This window comes from Chitinophaga jiangningensis, assembly GCF_900142605.1.
In the GTDB taxonomy this organism is placed as follows: Bacteria; Bacteroidota; Bacteroidia; order Chitinophagales; family Chitinophagaceae; genus Chitinophaga; species Chitinophaga jiangningensis.
Window position 1 is genome coordinate 944,349 of record NZ_FRBL01000001.1, and the last position, 17,176, is coordinate 961,524.

A 17,176-nucleotide genomic window follows, 5' to 3' on the forward strand; every position below is an offset into this window, starting at 1 on the left:
ACGACGAATATCTGTAGAAAATGTTGAAAAAAAAAATTTATCTACCCTTGTTTATATTATCCTGAATACAGTGTGAAAACACCTTGTTCCTGCCCGCTGCTATTGCTTTACAGCATTGACATTCCTCACTTTTTTTGTATTACAAACCAGCTTGATTTGCAACCTCTTTCCGGAAGCATTGACTCATTTCTCATAAATAGTATCGCATTCATGATAAAATACTATCGTAGATTTTTTCTCCTTATTTTTTTTCAGAGATCATTTCTGTAGATATTCACAATTTTTCCGACGAGGGTGCAAAACTATGTTAGTATCTCCATTAAAAAAAATGTGTTTGGGGCTAGTTTATAAGGAACTAATTTTTTATATACCCGCGCGCTTGTAATCAATAAAAATTATTTGCACGCACTTTCACGAATACCTATCTTTGGACCTTCTGAATTTAAAATATTTTTCTATGAGTTTTGAAATTACCGGAAAGCTGGTCGTGAAGTATAATACAGTTCAACGTAGCGAAACTTTTAAAACAAGAGAGTTCGTTATAGAGAAATCCGATGATATCAACGGTCGCGTTATCAATAACTACATTAAGTTCCAGGCTGTACAAGACCGCACTGGTATTGTTGACCGGTTCAACGAAGGTGAAAACGTTAAAGTTTATTTCAATATCAAAGGTACCCGTTGGGAAAAAGATGGCAAAGTAAACTATATCACCAACCTCGATGCATGGCGTATGGAGTCCGTTATGGCTGCCCCTGCTCCGGGAGCTGATCCAATGCCTAACTACAACACTCCGCAAATGCCAGCTGGTGGCGGAGATAGCAGCGACGATCTGCCGTTCTAATTTTTGTATTCAACATACCTATACGGATTTGCAGCGTATATCAGGCAGCCCCTGAACACTGCAAATCCGTATTTCTTTAGGATAACTACCTAACATGATTCAACAAGTCTCCCTTAAACTCCTGCCCGCCGATGCCGGGTCCAGCAACGCTGTTATCAAAGCCGCTGCCGCAGCGCTCAGCGTGGCTCCACAAACCATCACCGGTTACAATCTCATCAAACGCTCTATTGACGCACGTTCCAGACAAGTGTACTTTATCCTCACCGTGCAGGTGTACGTCAATGAACCGTTTCACAAAAAAGAATTTGATGCCCCGGTTTATAAAGACCTGCCAGCAACAGCACCCACCGTGCTCATTGCCGGAGCAGGCCCCGCTGGCCTGTTTGCAGCACTCCGGCTCATTGAAGCCGGCGTGAAACCTGTCATACTGGAACGAGGAAAAGATGTGCGCGCCCGCAGACGCGACCTCGCCGCCCTCAACAAAACCGGTGTAGTAAACCCCGACTCCAACTACTGCTTTGGGGAAGGCGGCGCCGGCACCTACTCCGATGGCAAACTGTATACCCGCTCCAACAAACGCGGCGATATTAACCGCATCCTTAATATCTTCATACAGTTTGGTGCAGAAGAGAAAATTGCCATCGACGCACACCCGCATATCGGTACCAATAAACTCCCGCATATCATCACCGCCATGCGTGAACAAATCATCGCCAGCGGCGGTGAAGTGCACTTTGAACAACGTATTAACCACATAGATATCAAAGACGGACAGGTGAAAGGTGTGAAAACCGCCAGCGGCGCATACTTCGCCGGGCAACACCTGATCCTCGCCACCGGCCACTCCGCCCGTGATATATTTATCATGCTCGATGAACAGCAGGTACTGCTGGAAGCCAAACCCTTCGCCCTCGGCGTACGTATTGAACATCCACAGGAGCTGATCGACAGCGCTCAATACCATTGCGCCATTCGCGGCGAATACCTGCCACCGGCCAGCTATAGCCTGGTGGAACAGGTGGATGGCCGCGGTGTATTCTCCTTCTGTATGTGCCCGGGCGGTATCATCGCACCTGCCGCCACCGATCCCGGTGAACTGGTGGTAAACGGATGGTCGCCCTCCAAACGTAATAACCCCTTCGCTAACTCTGGCATGGTGGTGAGCATCGAAGCCGGCGACTACCAGCCGTTTGCAGACAAAGGCAGCCTTGCCGCCATGTACTACCAGCGCGAAGTAGAGATAGCCGCCTATAACGCCGGCGGAGGCAAGTTTGTAGCACCGGCACAACGCATGACCGATTTCGTGAACAACAAAGTATCCACCACCCTACCGGAATGCTCCTACGTGCCCGGCGTAAACAGCGTAAACCTCCGGGAGGTATTACCCGCTGCCGTACACAACCGCCTAAGTGGCGCCTTTAAAGCATTCGGCAAAAAAATGAAAGGCTACTACACCAGCGATGCTATCCTGGTGGCTACTGAATCACGCACGTCGTCGCCTGTACGAATTCCCCGTGAAAACGATACCCTGGAACATCCGCAGGTGAAAGGCCTTTACCCTTGCGGCGAAGGCGCCGGCTACGCCGGTGGAATCGTATCCGCAGCCATGGATGGCGAACGCGTAGCTGCTACCATTGCAGCCAAATTATCTCTATAAACTTTATAATATGTACCCAGGAGGATTATCAGGATTTATCATTAATTTCCAGTATGAACCTCCTGGAAGTACAACACCTGAAAAAATACTATGCCTCCCACAAAGCAGTAGATGATATCTCCTTCAATATTGCGCAGGGCAGCATATTTGGCCTGTTAGGCCCCAACGGCGCCGGTAAAACAACCCTCTTACGCATGATCACCGGCATCTTCTATCCCGACTCCGGCAACATCCTGCTGAATGGCAAACACTTTGACCCGATGAACGATTTGCAAGCCATCGGCTACATGCCCGAAGAACGGGGCCTCTACAAGAAAATGCCCGTGGCCGAACAGATACTTTACCTCGCTCAACTCAAAGGACTTGATAAGAAAACAGCGAACACCCGCATCAGGCACTGGTTTGAGAAGTTTGAAATGAACACCTGGGCCAACAAAAAAGTAGATGAGTTAAGTAAAGGCATGCAGCAAAAGGTCCAGTTCATCTCCACTATTATACATGAACCTAAACTGCTGATCCTCGACGAGCCCTTCTCCGGATTAGATCCTATCAACTCCAATCTAATCAAACAGGAAATTTTTAATCTCAGTAACAATGGCACTACCATTATCTTTTCCACACATCGCATGGAACAGGTAGAAGAAATATGTGACCATATTATGCTGGTGAATAAAGGCCATAAGATACTGGATGGCAGCGTAAAGCAGATCCGCCAGGACTTTAAACAGGGGCTTTTCCGTATAGGGGTAGGTGTTATGCCCAATGCCGCACAGATGGCCACCTGGCATTTTACCATCGTATCCATCGACGATCATTCCTATACCCTGAAGCTGAATCCTGATAGTACCACCAACGACATCCTGCTGCACTTTATCCGCCAGGAGATACCGGTGACCTATTTTGAAGAGATACTCCCCAGCATCAACGAAGTTTTCATTTCACAGGTACAGCTCACCGAAAACCTGGCTGCCACCGCCTAATCCAACTCAATCATGAACAAGATATACCTCATTATACAGAGAGAATTTCTCTCCCGTGTCCGCAAACGTTCTTTCCTGATCGTTACCCTGCTGGTGCCACTGGCCTTTGCCGCCATGATTATCATACCTGCTGTACTGGCCGGCAATTCGAACTCCAGCACCAAGGTAGCCGTGATAGATAAAAGTGGCATGTTTACAGGACAGTTTCACGATAGCCGTGGTACCTATTTCAAATTTATTACGGACCAGCAGCCGGACTCACTGAAACGCCACTACGCAGATCAGGGATACAGCGGCGTACTGCTGATACCTGAGATTGACCTGGAACGCCCTTCGGGCTTTGAGTACTACAGTGACGCACAAGCCAGTATTGCGCTGGAGCACACCATCACCAATAATCTGAACAGCGTGATCGAAAGAAAACGTATGGAGGTGAATGGAATAGATAAGGCGAAAGTGGATGCTATTCGTGCCGATGTTACCGTGGAGTTCAAAGACAGCAAGGATGAAAAGAAAGGTAGTTCAGCAGCGTCGTTTGTATTGGGCTATGCCAGCGGTTTTACCATGTACTTCATGTTGTTGCTGTTTGGTACTTCCGTGATGCGCGGTGTGATGGAGGAAAAAGTAAACCGGATTGCTGAGGTAATGATCAGCAGCGTAAGGCCCTTTCAGCTGATGATGGGCAAAATTATTGGTATTGCAGCAGTAGGACTATTACAATTCCTGATATGGGGGATATTATTGATATTATTGTCGATGGCATTGCCGGTGTTTATGTCGCCCGAGGCCCTGCAATCCGCTAACCAGGCGGGTTCTAACCCGGAAATGGCGGAAGCGGTGCAGAAATTTTCCTTCATGCTGGGTAAGATTAACTGGGCGCTGTTTATCGGTTGCTTCCTGTTTTACTTCCTTGGGGGTTACCTGTTTTACTCCTCATTATATGCGGCAGTGGGTAGTTTGGCTAATGAAGATGCGAGTGACATTCAGCAAATGACGTTGCCACTCACGGCGCCGATTATCATCAGCAGTATTATTTTGGTGAAGGCGGTAGCCGATCCAACGAGTCCGCTGGCGGTATGGGCCAGTATTATCCCGTTTAGTTCACCATTGGTAATGATGGCGCGGATTCCGGCGGGCGTACCTGGCACGGTACCTTACTGGCAGCTGTTATTAAGTATGGTGGTACTGATTGGTGGTTTTATAGCTTCCACCTGGATTGCCGGCAGAATTTATCGGACCGGTATATTGATGTATGGTAAGAAGATTACGCTGAAAGAAGCTACCAGGTGGATTTTCAGTAAGTCGTAAGCTGCTTTCTGGCGGCTTCGAATTCTTCCCAGATTTCGGCTACTACAGCTGCTGCGGGTTTTATTTGAGAGATAAGGGCACTCACCTGGCCAATTTCCAGTTCTCCTTCGGAGAGGTTCCCTTCAAACATACCGGTTTTGGCGCGGGCGCGGCCCAGTATTTCTTTAAGTACGGCTGCATCTGCGCCATTGTCTTCTGCTGCCTTTACCAGGTCGTAGAAATGGTTTTTTATGAGTCGTACCGGCGTTAATTTTTTGAGAGATAACATGGTATCGCCTTCCCTGGCGTCCAGTATGGCGTTTTTAAAATTCTGGTGAGATGATGCTTCCGGCGTGGCTACGAAGCGACTGCCTATCTGCACTCCTTCGGCGCCCAATGCGAAGGCGGCGAGCATCCCTCTCCCCGTGGCGATGCCTCCCGCGGCTATTACCGGAATATTGACTTTTGCGGTAACGGCGGGAATGAGCACCATGGTGGTGGTTTCTTCTCTCCCATTATGCCCTCCTGCTTCAAACCCCTCCGCTACAACGGCATCTACGCCGGCGGCTTCACTTTTTTCTGCAAAAAGACTGCTGGACACTACGTGCACTACTTTGATACCAGCGGCTTTAAGGGTGCCTGTCCAGGTTTTGGGGTTTCCTGCGGAAGTGAACACGATCGGTACTTTTTCTTCCAGGATGATGGCGATCAGCTGATTGATATCCGGGTATAGCAGTGGCACGTTTACCCCGAAAGGCTTATCTGTTGCCTGTTTTATTTTTTGAATATGCTCACGTAATACGTTAGGATACATGCTGCCGGCTCCGATAATACCAAGGCCGCCGGCGTTACTAACAGCACTGGCTAAACGCCAGCCGCTGGCCCAGATCATACCGGCCTGGATGATGGGATAACGTATGCCGAAAAGTTCATTAATCCTGTTCATAAGCAATCAGATAAATATCAATATCAGCCGAGATCTATTTCTGTATTATCGCCAATATTCAGGCTTTGGCTCAGTCCTCTGATGTTGGCATCGCTACCGATCAGGGATGATTTGAGTACTACTTCATACAGGTTGCTGAAGGAGCCAATAATGGAATCCTTTACGATGGAGTAGTTGACAACGGTGTTATCACCTACGGCCACATTAGGTCCGATGATAGAGTTTTTAATATTACAGCCTTCGCCGATACTTACCGGTGGGATGATAATCGTGTTTTCGTAGGGCAGCACCGGGTTGCTGGCGGCTTTATATTTTTTCAGGAGGATGGCATTTGTTTCCAGGAGCGTGTCTTTCCTACCGCAGTCGAACCAGTTGTTAACACGGAAGCCATTGAATTTCACGCCGTGTTCAATCATGCACTCCAATGCGTCGGTGAGTTGAAACTCGTCGTGCGACTTGAATTTATTATCCAGGTTTTTTTGGAGGCATTCGAAGAGCAGCGGTGTTTCCTTCACTTTATACAGGCCTACCAGTGCTAGGTTGGACTTAGGTATCTGGGGTTTTTCCACTACGCGGGTGATAAAGCCCTTATCGTCCAGCTCGGCAACGCCGAAGTTGCGCGGGTCGTCTACCTTTTTGAGGCCCAGCATGGAGTAAGGTGAGTTGATCACATCCTGCAGGTCGCATTCCACGATAGTATCGCCGAGTACGATCAGGATTTCATCATTGGCAACTACTTCGCGTGTGAGCAGGATAGCGTGTCCCGTTCCTTCGCGGCTGTTTTGCTGCACGAAATGACAGGTGAGGTTCGGGTATTTATTTTCCACGTAGTTCTGGATCTTGTCGCCCAGGTAGCCCACTACGAATACGAATTCGCTGATACCTGCTTCAACAAGCTGATCAACAATAATACTGAGTATTGTGCGACCTGCCAGTGGAATTAATGCTTTGGGTTGTGTATATGTATGTGGACGGAGTTTTGTGCCGGCTCCGGCCACTGGTATTATTGCCTTCATGATGGGGCGAAAATAGGATAAATTTGGCTATAGTCAGACCGGTATAAAAATATAGCAAAATCTTTATGTGATGGCAAATTAATTTTCTCTGTGGCGGCGCATTGCAATTGATTCAGGTTTATTCTACCTTTGCGTCAAATTTTAAGGCATCATGCAAAGAGACCAGCAAATATTTGATATCATCCGCCAGGAGTTGGAGCGTCAGCGCCATGGCATTGAGTTGATCGCATCTGAAAACTTCACCAGCCTTCAGGTAATGCAGGCGATGGGGAATGTGATGACAAACAAATATGCCGAAGGCTACCCAGGCAAAAGATATTATGGCGGTTGCGAAATCGTGGATCTGAGCGAGCAACTGGCTATTGACAGAGCAAAACAGATCTTCGGTATTGAATATGGAAACGTTCAGCCTCACTCTGGTGCACAGGCTAATGCTGCGGTTTTGCTGGCTATTCTGAAACCAGGCGATAAAATTCTGGGGCTGGATCTGAGTATGGGTGGACACCTGACGCACGGTTCTTCCGTTAACTTTTCCGGTAAATTATATGAGCCTCATTTCTATGGTGTAAACAAAGAAACAGGCCTTGTAGAGTATGATAAAATGGAAGAAGTAGCCAACCGTGAGAAACCAAAGGTGATCATTTGCGGTGCTTCTGCTTACAGCCGTGACTGGGATTACAAACGTATCCGTGAGATCGCTGATCAGGTAGGTGCTTTTGTAATGGCAGATATTGCACACCCTGCAGGTCTGATCGCAAAAGGTTTACTGAACTCTCCTTTTGCGCATTGCCACTTTGTAACGACTACTACACATAAAACATTACGTGGCCCTCGCGGCGGTATGATCATGATGGGTAAGGATTTCGAAAATCCATTCGGCCTGAAAACACCAAAAGGCGAAACCCGTATGATGAGCTCCCTGATTGATCTGGCGGTATTCCCAGGTATCCAGGGTGGTCCGCTGGAGCATGTGATTGCTGCTAAAGCAGTTTCTTTCTTCGAAATTCTTTCTGACGACTATACCGTATACGCTAACCAGATCATCAAGAACGCGCAGGCAATGGCGAAAAGCTTTGTCAGCAGAGGTTATGAAATCGTTTCTGGCGGTACCGATAACCACCTGATGCTGATCGACCTGCGTAACAAGAATATCTCCGGTAAAAAAGCAGAACAAACGCTGGTAAAGGCAGATATCACTACTAATAAGAACATGGTTCCTTACGATGATAAATCTGCGTTTGTTACCTCCGGTATTCGTATGGGCGTTCCTGCTATCACCAGCCGTGGCCTGAAAGAAGGTCACATGGAGCAAATCGTTGATTGGGTAGATCAATTGCTCATGGATGCTGACAATGAGGCGCTGATTACTAAAGTTCGTGGTGAGGTGAATGGCTTTATGCACCAGTTTTCGCTGTATCCTGAGCTGGGATAAGTCAATCCTTTGCAAATATTATTTAGAGGAAGCCCGGCGCCGTTGGCGCCGGGCTTCCTGTTTTAAGTGCAGGCCTTTGGCCTGCACTTAAAACAGGGAACTTATCTTCTTCACAAAAAACTTTGCCCATTCAAAAATTATCGTACCTTCATGGTGTACTAGTTAAGTAGTACACTAAACCACACCCTTAGTATATGATTAACATCCAATCCCTTACATTCAGCTACAAGCCAGGCAGGCCCTTGTTTGAAAACCTGAACCTGCAGTTGCAGCCAGGCCACATCTATGGCCTACTGGGCAAAAATGGAGCGGGTAAGTCCACGCTTCTGAAACAAATAACCGGGCTATTATTCCCCGATGCCGGCAAGGTGGAGGTATTTGGCGAAGTAGCGTCCGAAAGAAACCCTTCTTTTTTACAGGATATCTTCCTGGTACCGGAAGAGTTATATCTCCCTAAAGTAAAAATCAAACAATACCTGGCCACGAGGGCTTGCTTTTATCCGAATTTTGATCACAAAGCATTTGCAGCTTACCTGAAAGAATTTGATATCCCGCAGCACCAATATCTCCCTGAAATGTCTTACGGGCAAAAGAAGAAGTTTGTGATCAGCTTTGCACTGGCAGCCAACACCCGCGTGCTGGTGATGGACGAGCCTACCAACGGCCTGGATATTCCCAGCAAAAGCATCTTCCGGAAACTGATTGCAGGTACGCTTACGGACGACAAATGCATTATCATCTCCACACACCAGGTACGTGACCTCGACAACCTGATCGATAGTATTGTGATTATTGATAACCACCGCATTATCTTCCGCGAAGCAGTGGAAACGGTAACGGATAAACTGAGTTTTAAAGTGGTGCCACAGCTTAACCCCGCGGAAACAGTGTTGTATGCCGACAGCAACCTGAGAGGCCACGCGATCGTGACGCCTAACCAACACCAGGAGCACAGCCGCATCGATATGGAACTGCTGTTCAATGCTGTACTCTCCAACCGTCAATCTATCCAGGAAATCTTCAACTAATTATCATGCAGAACAACTTCTTTTCAATAAACAGAATGGGCATGTATCTCCGAAAAGAAATTTCGGATAACTACAAAGCATACCTGCTCACTATTTCGCTGATGCTGGCCGCAGGCATCGGCTTTGCGCTCATTGCATTTTTTAATCTCCACCAATGGGAAAAGGAAATCAGTGTATCAGACATGCTGCCGCCCTATATTATCTTCTTTGCGCTGTATATAGGTCTGGATGCCTCCAGGAGCTTTAATGCCCTGGCTAAAACGGAGCGGCGGATGGACTTCTTCCTGTTACCGGCTTCTAAATTTGAAAAGGTGCTGGGTCAGTTTCTGATCACTTTCGTATTTGTAACCATTGTGTTTCATTTATGTGCCTGGATCAGTTTCAAAACCTACCAGACCCTTGCTGTCACTTACAAAGACGCCGTGGTGGTATACGACTGGCACAACATGTTCCATCCTAAATTTACCTATTTCAACTTTCTGCAGCTGATGCTGGGATTGCATGCAGCCTTCTTCTTTGGCGCTACCTTCTTTTATAAATTCAGCTTTCCGAAAATATTTTTCTGCTTATTAATTTTCCTGTTTGGTTTATGGTTCCTGAATATTGGTATATCGAATGTTTTATTTGGGAAATCACTCCACGACTGGTTTACCAACATTCCCTTCTTCGCCGTTTTTACCAACCAGGAAAAGTTTGCCTACGTAGTACCGGAATGGTTAGGAAGAACCAATCTCTTCATCGCACAGTTCCTGCTGATACCAGCTTTGTGGGTGCTTAGTTATTTCCGGATTGGTGATAAAGAAATCCAATAAAATCTTGACAAATGGAATTTAAAGATACACAAGCAATCTACCTCCAGATTGCTGACTATATAAACGAACAGATCCTGCTCGGCAAGTGGCAGGCGGAAGAAAAAATTCCGTCTGTACGGGAGCTGGCGGTAACCCTCGAAGTAAATCCCAATACGGTGATGCGTACCTGTGAACTACTACAGCAACAGGAAATCATTGCCAATAAAAGGGGTATTGGTTACTTTATCCAGTCAGATGCGGTGAAAAAAATCATCGCGGCCAAAAAGGCTGCCTTCATCAGCAACGAGCTACCACAGTTCTTCCGCAACTTATATCTCCTGGATATGACCCTGGACGATCTCAAACCTTATTACGCCACTTTCAGGCAAAATAAACTCAACGGACATGAAAACTAGTACCAAACTCATCATAGCTTCCTTAGGCATCCTGATTTTCCTGATGCTGCTCACAGATATCACCATCTGGGCCAATTACAAGAAGGGCATTACCAACCAGGAATGGATAGACGTCCATAATAGAAAAGTGAACCAGGAAGAAAATAAAAAAATATTGCCGGTTACGGTGCAACCTTTTAAAGTACTGGTCGTCTTTAATACGAATGTGACACGCCGGGAGCATGTAAATGCTGACAGAACAGAAAGAGAGGGCCTTGAAGAGGTACGGCAGCATAACAAAGTGGAAGTAGTGCAGGAGGATGCGTGGTCGGTTACCAGCTATAACGGAGACGAATACAAACGCAACGGGGACACGCTCATGATAACTTTAACTGCCAGATCAGGTGGATTTAAAGTCGCCGTGGGAAAAGATATACCGCAAATTATCAACCACGCTGCCTGGATGGAAATCAACGGCGTTCATGCGAACCAGTTAGACATCGTAGCGGATACTGCTGCCAGGATAACGATTTCGAATGCTGGTTTCGGGCAGTTTAGTTACAAAGGCAGCCGTCGTACAAAACTTGAAATGTTTAGCTGTGAAGATATTGGTAATGCAGATATCTCTATTTATGATGGAGGCGGTATTAACCTGAATGATGTGTATTTCAAACAGCATCATTTCAATTTTGACGAAAAGGTAGAGGTATCACTCAACGGAAAATCAGTAAAGATGATCTCCGGTCAACAAGAAAAATAGTGTTAAGAATAAATTATACTTATCAGTTTTACAAGCAATAAAAAAAGTCCTGATCTCCATCAGGACTTCTTTAACAACATTTTCCAAAAAGAGTGATGCCGATTTCTATCGGCATTATTTATTTAACGAACTGGGTGGCCAGATAAGCCATAGTACCCATTCCTACTTCAATAGCTTTTTCATCCACATCGAAGGTAGCAGTATGCACACCGGAGGTAATTCCTCTGGCTACGTTGCCGGTTCCGAGGCGGTAAAAGCAGGCAGGTATGATTTGAGAATAGAAGGCAAAATCTTCTGCACCCATACGAATTTCTGTATCCACTACCGCTTCTTTGCCGAGGAAGTCCTCTGCAAGGCCACGTGCCTGGGCAGTTACAGCTTCGTTGTTATACAGGGTAGGATACCCAACGAGGATATCGATATCAATTTCAGCGCCCATGGCTTCGGCAATGCCTTTGGCCTGTTTGCGGATCAGGTCGTGCGCTTTGAAACGCCAGGTTTCATCCATTGCCCTGAAAGTGCCCATGAGCTTTACTTCACTTGGGATCACATTGGTGGTGAAGCCCCCGTTGAAAGCGCAGATGCTCAATACTGACGGAGAGAATGGATTATTATTCCGGGAAATGATCTGCTGCAGACTTACCACAATATTGGAAGCGATGAGGATGGTATCCGCAGTAAGCTGCGGTAAAGCAGCATGCCCCCCTTTACCTTTCACCGTGATATAAATCTCATCTGCGCTGGCCATGTACTGGCCGGCTCTGAAACCAACAATACCGGCTTCCATGGTAGGCTGCACGTGCATACCGAGGATAGCATCCGGTTTTGGATTTTCCAGGGCACCTTCTTCTATCATGATACTGGCGCCTCCCGGGTGTTTTTCTTCTCCCGGCTGGAATAATATTTTGATCGTTCCTTCGAACTGGTCTTTTAATTCATGGAGGATGCGGGTTGCACCAAGCACGCAGGTGGTATGCACATCGTGGCCGCAGGCATGCATTACGCCGGTGTTCTGCGACTTATAGGGCACGTCATTGGCTTCGGTGATAGGCAGCGCATCTATGTCGGCCCGGAGGGCTATGACCCTGGATGTTGGATTTTTACCTTCGATCAGGGCAATGATACCGGTTCCGGCGATGCCGGCAGTAAAAGGAACACCGAATTCAGTCAGTTTCTGCTGAATAAATTCAGACGTTTTATATTCCTGGAAAGAGAGTTCGGGGTGTGCATGCAGGTGTTGCCTGATGCTGATAAACTCAGGAGCATAGGTTTTTGCCAGCTCCTTAATTAGATTCTTCATTAGATAGTTCTTTATCCGGTGTCACGTTAATAGTAGCTGGTACAACAAAAACTCCTCCTGAAAACAGGCTGGAAAGTTTTTCGCGCAGCTCACTAGCTTCTTCTCGGCTTTTGTAGTCGCCTACACGCACTTTGAAATAGGGAGCCTGAAATTCAAGATAGGTACGTACATCCGGGTACAATTGCATCACCTTTTGTTTCGCTTCGTTGGCATCGGCGCGTTTGTTGGTGGAGATCACCTGCACACGGAATCCGGGCTGGTTGCGGATAGCGAGGGTATTGATGTAGACCTGTTTTTTAATCATCACATCGATACGGCTATCTTTGATCACTTTTACGTTCCCATTGCTGGCCACGTCCTGCGCCATTACGCAGGTACTTCCGAGGAGACAGCAGATCAGGATGAAAATCTTATGCATAGCTTAATTATTGGTCGTTAGCAATCAGGCTTTGGCCTCTTTTACGATGGATACACTGGCACTTGCACCTATACGGGTAGCACCGGCATCAATCAGTTCCTGCGCAAAGGCGAGGGTACGTATACCGCCGCTGGCTTTGATCTGGATATCTGCCGGCAGGTTGGTACGCATGAGTTGCACTGCATGTACGCTGGCACCTTTTTCCGCATAACCGGTAGATGTTTTAACAAAATCCACGCCGTACTTCGCGTACAGCTGGCAGCATTTCACTATTTCGTCGTCGGTAAGAATGCCGCTTTCGATAATTACCTTGATTACCTTCTTTCTTTCGCGGATTACCAGCATCAGGTTGGCAATTTCCTTTTCCAGGAATTCCCAGTCATTATTTTTTACTGCGGAGATGTTAATCACCACGTCCAGCTCATCTGCTCCGTCTACTATTGCCAGTACCGTTTCGGCCACCTTCGCCTCTATGGCGGAGTACCCGAAAGGGAAACCTATTACGGTGGCCACTTTGGACTCCGTAGCGCCGAGGAACTGCTTGGCCAGCTTCACGTACAGCGGTGGTACACAGGCAGCGGCAAAGTTGTATTCCACGCATTCCAGGCACAGGTTCTTGATATCTTCCAGGGTGGTGGTAGGCTTCAATACGGTATGATCTATATAGCGGTTTATCTCCATTTTGTACAGTTGTTAGGGCGAAATTAAATAAAAAAACGGATTGCATTTTCTGCAATCCGTTTTCAGTATGATTGAAAGCAATTCACAACCTATGATGCTGGTGTTATCTTTTACAGATCACGACCATGACATTGTTTGAATTTTTTACCACTTCCGCAAGGGCAAGGGTCGTTGCGACCTACCTTAGGACCTACGCGTACCGGTTCTGTCTTCTCTTCGACTTCCTGGGCGTAATGCGGGCCTGATTCCTGGTAGTTGGCATGCTCGTTCATTTCCTCGTGGGTAGCGCGCATTTTGCTCATATCAGTCCTTTCTTCAGGGCGATGTGCTTCTTCTACCAGTTGTTCTTCCTGCTCATCCTGTTGTACAGGGATCATGGATTTACAGAGGAAGGAGACGATATCGCGGCTAGTTTCGCCATCCATTTGTTTGAAGAGGTTGAAGGCTTCAAATTTATAGATCAGCAACGGATCTTTCTGTTCGTAAACGGCGCTCTGTACGGATTGTTTCAGGTCGTCCATGGCGCGCAGGTGTTCTTTCCAGGCGTCATCGATCAGGTGCAGGGTAATGTTGCGCTCCAGGGAGTTCATTACCTCATGACCTTTGGTAGCTTCGATCTGCTGCAGGTCCGCATAAATCCAGAGTTGTTTTCTTCCGTCGTGGAAAGGTACGCGGATGGTACCGTACTGGTTGTGTTGCTGCAGGATGTTCTGCGCTGCTTCCAGCATATGTGCGCTGATGGCATCTACTTTACGCTGGTAGTTGGATTTACCTTCGTTATACAGTCGGGTAGCCAGTGCCTGTGCGTCTGTACGAGCCAGTTCTTCCGCAGTGATTTCGGTATCGATTGCGAAGTTCATGATAGCATCCAGTTTGAAAGCTTCGTGGTCGCCGCTTTCTTTGTGGGTGGTGATCATATTTTCCGCTACATCGTAGAATGCGTTGTCCACATCGATTGCCAGACGTTCGCCAAAAAGGGCGTGGTTACGTTTAGCATAGATAACGGTACGCTGTTTATTCATTACGTCATCGTATTCGAGCAGGCGTTTACGGATGCCGAAGTTGTTTTCTTCTACTTTCTTCTGTGCTCTTTCGATGGATCTGGTGATCATACTGTGCTGAATCACTTCCCCTTCTTTGTAACCCATACGGTCCATCAGTCCTGCGATACGGTCGGAACCGAACATACGCATCAGGTCATCTTCCAGGGACACGAAGAACTGGGAAGATCCCGGATCACCCTGACGACCTGCACGACCACGCAGCTGCCTGTCTACACGGCGGCTTTCGTGTCTTTCTGTGCCTATGATTGCCAGACCGCCTGCTTCTTTCACGCCAGGTCCGAGCTTGATATCCGTACCACGACCCGCCATGTTGGTAGCGATGGTAACGGCACCGGCTAAACCGGCAGCAGCCACCACTTGTGCTTCACGGGCGTGTTGTTTTGCGTTGAGTACGTTGTGAGGGATTTTTTCGAAGGTCAGCATTTTGCTCAGCAATTCGGATACCTCTACGGAAGTGGTACCTACCAGTACAGGACGGCCCTGGCTCTGGAGTTTTTTCACTTCTTCAATTACTGCCTTGTATTTATCTCTCTTGGTTTTATAAACCAGGTCTTCCGCATCAATGCGGGAGATCGGAATGTTGGTAGGAATATTTACCACATCCAGTTTATAAATTTCCCAGAACTCACCAGCTTCAGTAGAAGCGGTACCGGTCATACCACCCAGTTTGTGGTACATACGGAAATAGTTCTGTAAGGTGATGGTAGCGAAGGTTTGTGTCGCAGCTTCTACTTTCACATTTTCTTTCGCTTCAATTGCCTGGTGCAATCCATCGGAGTAGCGGCGGCCATCGAGGATACGACCTGTCTGTTCGTCTACGATTTTAACTTTATCATCAATCACCACATATTCCACATCTTTTTCGAAGAGGGTATATGCTTTGAGGAGTTGCTGTACGGAGTGGATACGGTCTGATTTCTGCGCGAAGTCCTGCAGCAATGCATCTTTGCGCTGCAGTTTTTCTTCAGGAGCCACATCCAGTTTTTCGATTTCAGCGATTTCAGAACCTACATCCGGCATGATGAAGAAGTCTGCATCTTCACCTGCTTTGGTGATCTGGGCGATACCTTTATCGGTGAGGTCTACGCTGTTATTTTTTTCTTCGATGGTGAAGTACAGGCCAGCATCTACTTTAGGCATTTCACGTTGCTGATCGGCCAGGTAGTAGTTTTCTGCTTTCTGCAGGAGCACTTTCATACCAGGTTCGCTGAGGAACTTGATGAGGGCGCTGCTCTTAGGCAAGCCTCTCCAGGCGCGCATCAGGGCCAGACCACCTGTTTTAGGATCATCTTTACCTTCGGAGATGAGTTTTTTAGCTTCGAGGAGATATTTATTCACTTCTCTTCTCTGCAGTTCATACAGGTCGGCAATGCGTGGTTTGAGCACATGGAATTCCTGTTCTTCGCCACGGTGTACCGGACCGGAGATAATCAGCGGGGTACGGGCATCATCGATCAATACGCTATCCACCTCATCGACCATTGCGAAGTGGTGTTTACGCTGTACCATTTCTTCAGGACTATGCACCATGTTATCGCGCAGGTAGTCGAAGCCAAATTCGTTGTTGGTACCGTAGGTAATATCAGCAAGGTAGGCCTGACGACGTGCAGGGCTGTTAGGCTGATGTGCGTCGATGCAGTCTACAGTAATATCGAGGAATTCGAACAGCGGACCGTTCCATTCAGAGTCACGCTGAGCGAGGTAAGTATTCACCGTTACGATGTGTACACCCTGGCCGGCTAATGCATTGAGATAGGCAGGAAGGGTAGATACGAGGGTTTTACCTTCACCTGTAGCCATTTCAGCGATTTTACCCTGGTGCAGGGTGATACCACCAATCAACTGTACATCATAGTGCACCATGTTCCAGGTTACCTGGTTACCACCGGCAGTCCAGGTGTTTTTCCAGGTGGCTTTATCGCCTTCGATGGTCACATAGTCTTTGGTAACAGCCAGCTGGCGATCAAGTGCAGTAGCGGAAACAGTGAGTGTAGGATTTGTGGAGAAGCGGCGGGCAGTTTCTTTGATCACTGCAAAAGCCTGTGGTAGCAGTTCCAGGAGAACCACCTCCAGTTGTTTATCACGATCTTTTTTAAGTGTATCTATTTCCTGGTATATAGCATCTTTTATAGTAACATCCTCTGAGCTATCGGCAGTTTCCTTTTTCTCGGCTATTTCTTTATCGATAGCAGCAAGGTGTTCCTTGATACGAGCGCGGAATTCCTGGGTTTTATGACGCAGGTCGTCAATAGGCAGGGATTGCAGTTTTTCAAACTCCTCATTGACCTGCTTCACTATTGGAGCGATAGACTTGATATCTCTCTCAGACTTATTCCCTCCAAACAGTTTTGTTAAAAAACCTAGCATATAGAATGTTTAATTACGAATTACGATTTCAATTTCTTTGTGTAACCATTCCCTCTGACTGTGGTGGAGCAAAATCCATCATCAGTTTTCATCTTCCCCTAAAATGGCCGCTGACAGGCCTGGTTAGTTGGATAGACGGGGATGGTAGCTATTCAAATACTATGCTTGGAAAACCTCCCTGACAAGGTGACAGTTGCAGGTACTGCTTTT

At 47.2% G+C, this 17,176-nt stretch carries 15 protein-coding genes; 9 read left to right on the forward strand and 6 right to left on the reverse strand.

The features are described 5' to 3' along the window. The first annotated feature begins 457 nt into the window (after positions 1–457). The 4 genes from BUB18_RS03950 (at position 458) to BUB18_RS03965 (ending at position 4,789) form a co-directional block, all read left to right on the forward strand. Positions 458–844: a DUF3127 domain-containing protein gene (locus BUB18_RS03950; RefSeq protein ID WP_073078182.1), complete on the forward strand. Its 387-nt coding sequence runs from the start codon at positions 458–460 to the stop codon at positions 842–844. Between the two features lie 94 nt (positions 845–938). After that, positions 939–2,501, forward strand: a complete 1,563-nt coding sequence (locus tag BUB18_RS03955) for an NAD(P)/FAD-dependent oxidoreductase (protein ID WP_073078184.1) — start codon at positions 939–941, stop codon at positions 2,499–2,501. Between the two features lie 53 nt (positions 2,502–2,554). After that, positions 2,555–3,481: an ABC transporter ATP-binding protein gene (locus BUB18_RS03960; protein ID WP_073078186.1), complete on the forward strand. Its 927-nt coding sequence runs from the start codon at positions 2,555–2,557 to the stop codon at positions 3,479–3,481. A 12-nt stretch (positions 3,482–3,493) separates the two neighbouring features. Then, a complete protein-coding gene (locus BUB18_RS03965) occupies positions 3,494–4,789 on the forward strand; it encodes an ABC transporter permease (RefSeq protein ID WP_073078188.1) in 1,296 nt (431 codons plus the stop codon). Here the strand turns inward: BUB18_RS03965 and BUB18_RS03970 are convergent. Together BUB18_RS03970 and BUB18_RS03975 are read right to left on the reverse strand one after the other, a co-directional pair. After that, entirely contained in the window at positions 4,776–5,714 is a 939-nt protein-coding gene (locus tag BUB18_RS03970) for an NAD(P)H-dependent flavin oxidoreductase (RefSeq protein WP_073078190.1), read from the reverse strand. The genes BUB18_RS03965 and BUB18_RS03970 overlap by 14 nt on opposite strands. Positions 5,715–5,737: 23 nt before the next feature. Continuing rightward, entirely contained in the window at positions 5,738–6,730 is a 993-nt protein-coding gene (locus tag BUB18_RS03975) for a sugar phosphate nucleotidyltransferase (protein ID WP_073078191.1), read from the reverse strand. Between the two features lie 151 nt (positions 6,731–6,881). On the opposite strand from BUB18_RS03975, the gene glyA reads away from it, so the two are divergent. The 5 genes from glyA to BUB18_RS04000 all read left to right on the forward strand — a co-directional run bounded on the left by glyA (position 6,882) and on the right by BUB18_RS04000 (position 11,136). Further along, a complete protein-coding gene (gene glyA / locus BUB18_RS03980) occupies positions 6,882–8,162 on the forward strand; it encodes a serine hydroxymethyltransferase (RefSeq protein ID WP_073078193.1) in 1,281 nt (426 codons plus the stop codon). Between the two features lie 194 nt (positions 8,163–8,356). After that, positions 8,357–9,190 carry an ABC transporter ATP-binding protein gene (locus tag BUB18_RS03985; RefSeq protein ID WP_073078195.1) on the forward strand — a complete coding sequence of 278 codons (834 nt, stop codon included), beginning with the start codon at positions 8,357–8,359 and terminating at the stop codon, positions 9,188–9,190. A gap of 41 nt (positions 9,191–9,231) precedes the next feature. Beyond that, positions 9,232–10,002 carry a hypothetical protein gene (locus tag BUB18_RS03990; protein ID WP_073078196.1) on the forward strand — a complete coding sequence of 257 codons (771 nt, stop codon included), beginning with the start codon at positions 9,232–9,234 and terminating at the stop codon, positions 10,000–10,002. 11 nt (positions 10,003–10,013) lie between these two features. Continuing rightward, positions 10,014–10,397 (forward strand): GntR family transcriptional regulator, encoded by a 384-nt coding sequence (locus BUB18_RS03995; RefSeq protein ID WP_073078198.1) that lies wholly within the window; start codon positions 10,014–10,016, stop codon positions 10,395–10,397. Further along, complete coding sequence (locus BUB18_RS04000) at positions 10,387–11,136, forward strand: hypothetical protein (RefSeq protein WP_073078200.1); 750 nt, start codon at positions 10,387–10,389, stop codon at positions 11,134–11,136. The genes BUB18_RS03995 and BUB18_RS04000 overlap by 11 nt, the downstream gene beginning before the upstream one ends. A 118-nt stretch (positions 11,137–11,254) precedes the next feature. Here BUB18_RS04000 and BUB18_RS04005 read toward each other — a convergent pair whose 3' ends face one another. From BUB18_RS04005 to secA, 4 genes are all read right to left on the reverse strand, one after another. Further along, the gene (locus BUB18_RS04005) at positions 11,255–12,436 is read right to left on the reverse strand and encodes a M20 metallopeptidase family protein (RefSeq protein WP_073078201.1); all 1,182 of its coding nucleotides are present in this window, start codon (positions 12,434–12,436) and stop codon (positions 11,255–11,257) included. Further along, positions 12,420–12,854 carry an SPOR domain-containing protein gene (locus tag BUB18_RS04010; protein WP_073078203.1) on the reverse strand — a complete coding sequence of 145 codons (435 nt, stop codon included), beginning with the start codon at positions 12,852–12,854 and terminating at the stop codon, positions 12,420–12,422. Before BUB18_RS04010 ends, BUB18_RS04005 begins: the two co-directional genes overlap by 17 nt. Before the next feature lie 24 nt (positions 12,855–12,878). Beyond that, positions 12,879–13,535, reverse strand: coding sequence for a deoxyribose-phosphate aldolase (deoC, locus tag BUB18_RS04015; RefSeq protein ID WP_073078205.1), 657 nt, complete (start codon positions 13,533–13,535; stop codon positions 12,879–12,881). Between the two features lie 110 nt (positions 13,536–13,645). Next, positions 13,646–16,966, reverse strand: a complete 3,321-nt coding sequence (secA, locus tag BUB18_RS04020) for a preprotein translocase subunit SecA (RefSeq protein ID WP_073078207.1) — start codon at positions 16,964–16,966, stop codon at positions 13,646–13,648. Positions 16,967–17,176: the final 210 nt, after the last annotated feature.

Bases quoted from the DNA above. Each gene is read 5' to 3' on its own strand.
- BUB18_RS03950 (WP_073078182.1), top strand. From the start codon at position 458: ATGAGTTTTGAAATTACCGGAAAGCTGGTCGTGAAGTATAATACAGTT.
- BUB18_RS03985 (WP_073078195.1), top strand. From the start codon at position 8,357: ATGATTAACATCCAATCCCTTACATTCAGCTACAAGCCAGGCAGGCCC.
- secA (WP_073078207.1), bottom strand. From the start codon at position 16,966: ATGCTAGGTTTTTTAACAAAACTGTTTGGAGGGAATAAGTCTGAGAGA.
- BUB18_RS03970 (WP_073078190.1), bottom strand. From the start codon at position 5,714: ATGAACAGGATTAATGAACTTTTCGGCATACGTTATCCCATCATCCAG.
- BUB18_RS03995 (WP_073078198.1), top strand. From the start codon at position 10,014: ATGGAATTTAAAGATACACAAGCAATCTACCTCCAGATTGCTGACTAT.
- BUB18_RS03975 (WP_073078191.1), bottom strand. From the start codon at position 6,730: ATGAAGGCAATAATACCAGTGGCCGGAGCCGGCACAAAACTCCGTCCA.
- BUB18_RS03965 (WP_073078188.1), top strand. From the start codon at position 3,494: ATGAACAAGATATACCTCATTATACAGAGAGAATTTCTCTCCCGTGTC.
- BUB18_RS04000 (WP_073078200.1), top strand. From the start codon at position 10,387: ATGAAAACTAGTACCAAACTCATCATAGCTTCCTTAGGCATCCTGATT.
- BUB18_RS03990 (WP_073078196.1), top strand. From the start codon at position 9,232: ATGTATCTCCGAAAAGAAATTTCGGATAACTACAAAGCATACCTGCTC.
- BUB18_RS04005 (WP_073078201.1), bottom strand. From the start codon at position 12,436: ATGAAGAATCTAATTAAGGAGCTGGCAAAAACCTATGCTCCTGAGTTT.
- deoC (WP_073078205.1), bottom strand. From the start codon at position 13,535: ATGGAGATAAACCGCTATATAGATCATACCGTATTGAAGCCTACCACC.
- BUB18_RS03960 (WP_073078186.1), top strand. From the start codon at position 2,555: ATGAACCTCCTGGAAGTACAACACCTGAAAAAATACTATGCCTCCCAC.
- BUB18_RS04010 (WP_073078203.1), bottom strand. From the start codon at position 12,854: ATGCATAAGATTTTCATCCTGATCTGCTGTCTCCTCGGAAGTACCTGC.
- BUB18_RS03955 (WP_073078184.1), top strand. From the start codon at position 939: ATGATTCAACAAGTCTCCCTTAAACTCCTGCCCGCCGATGCCGGGTCC.
- glyA (WP_073078193.1), top strand. From the start codon at position 6,882: ATGCAAAGAGACCAGCAAATATTTGATATCATCCGCCAGGAGTTGGAG.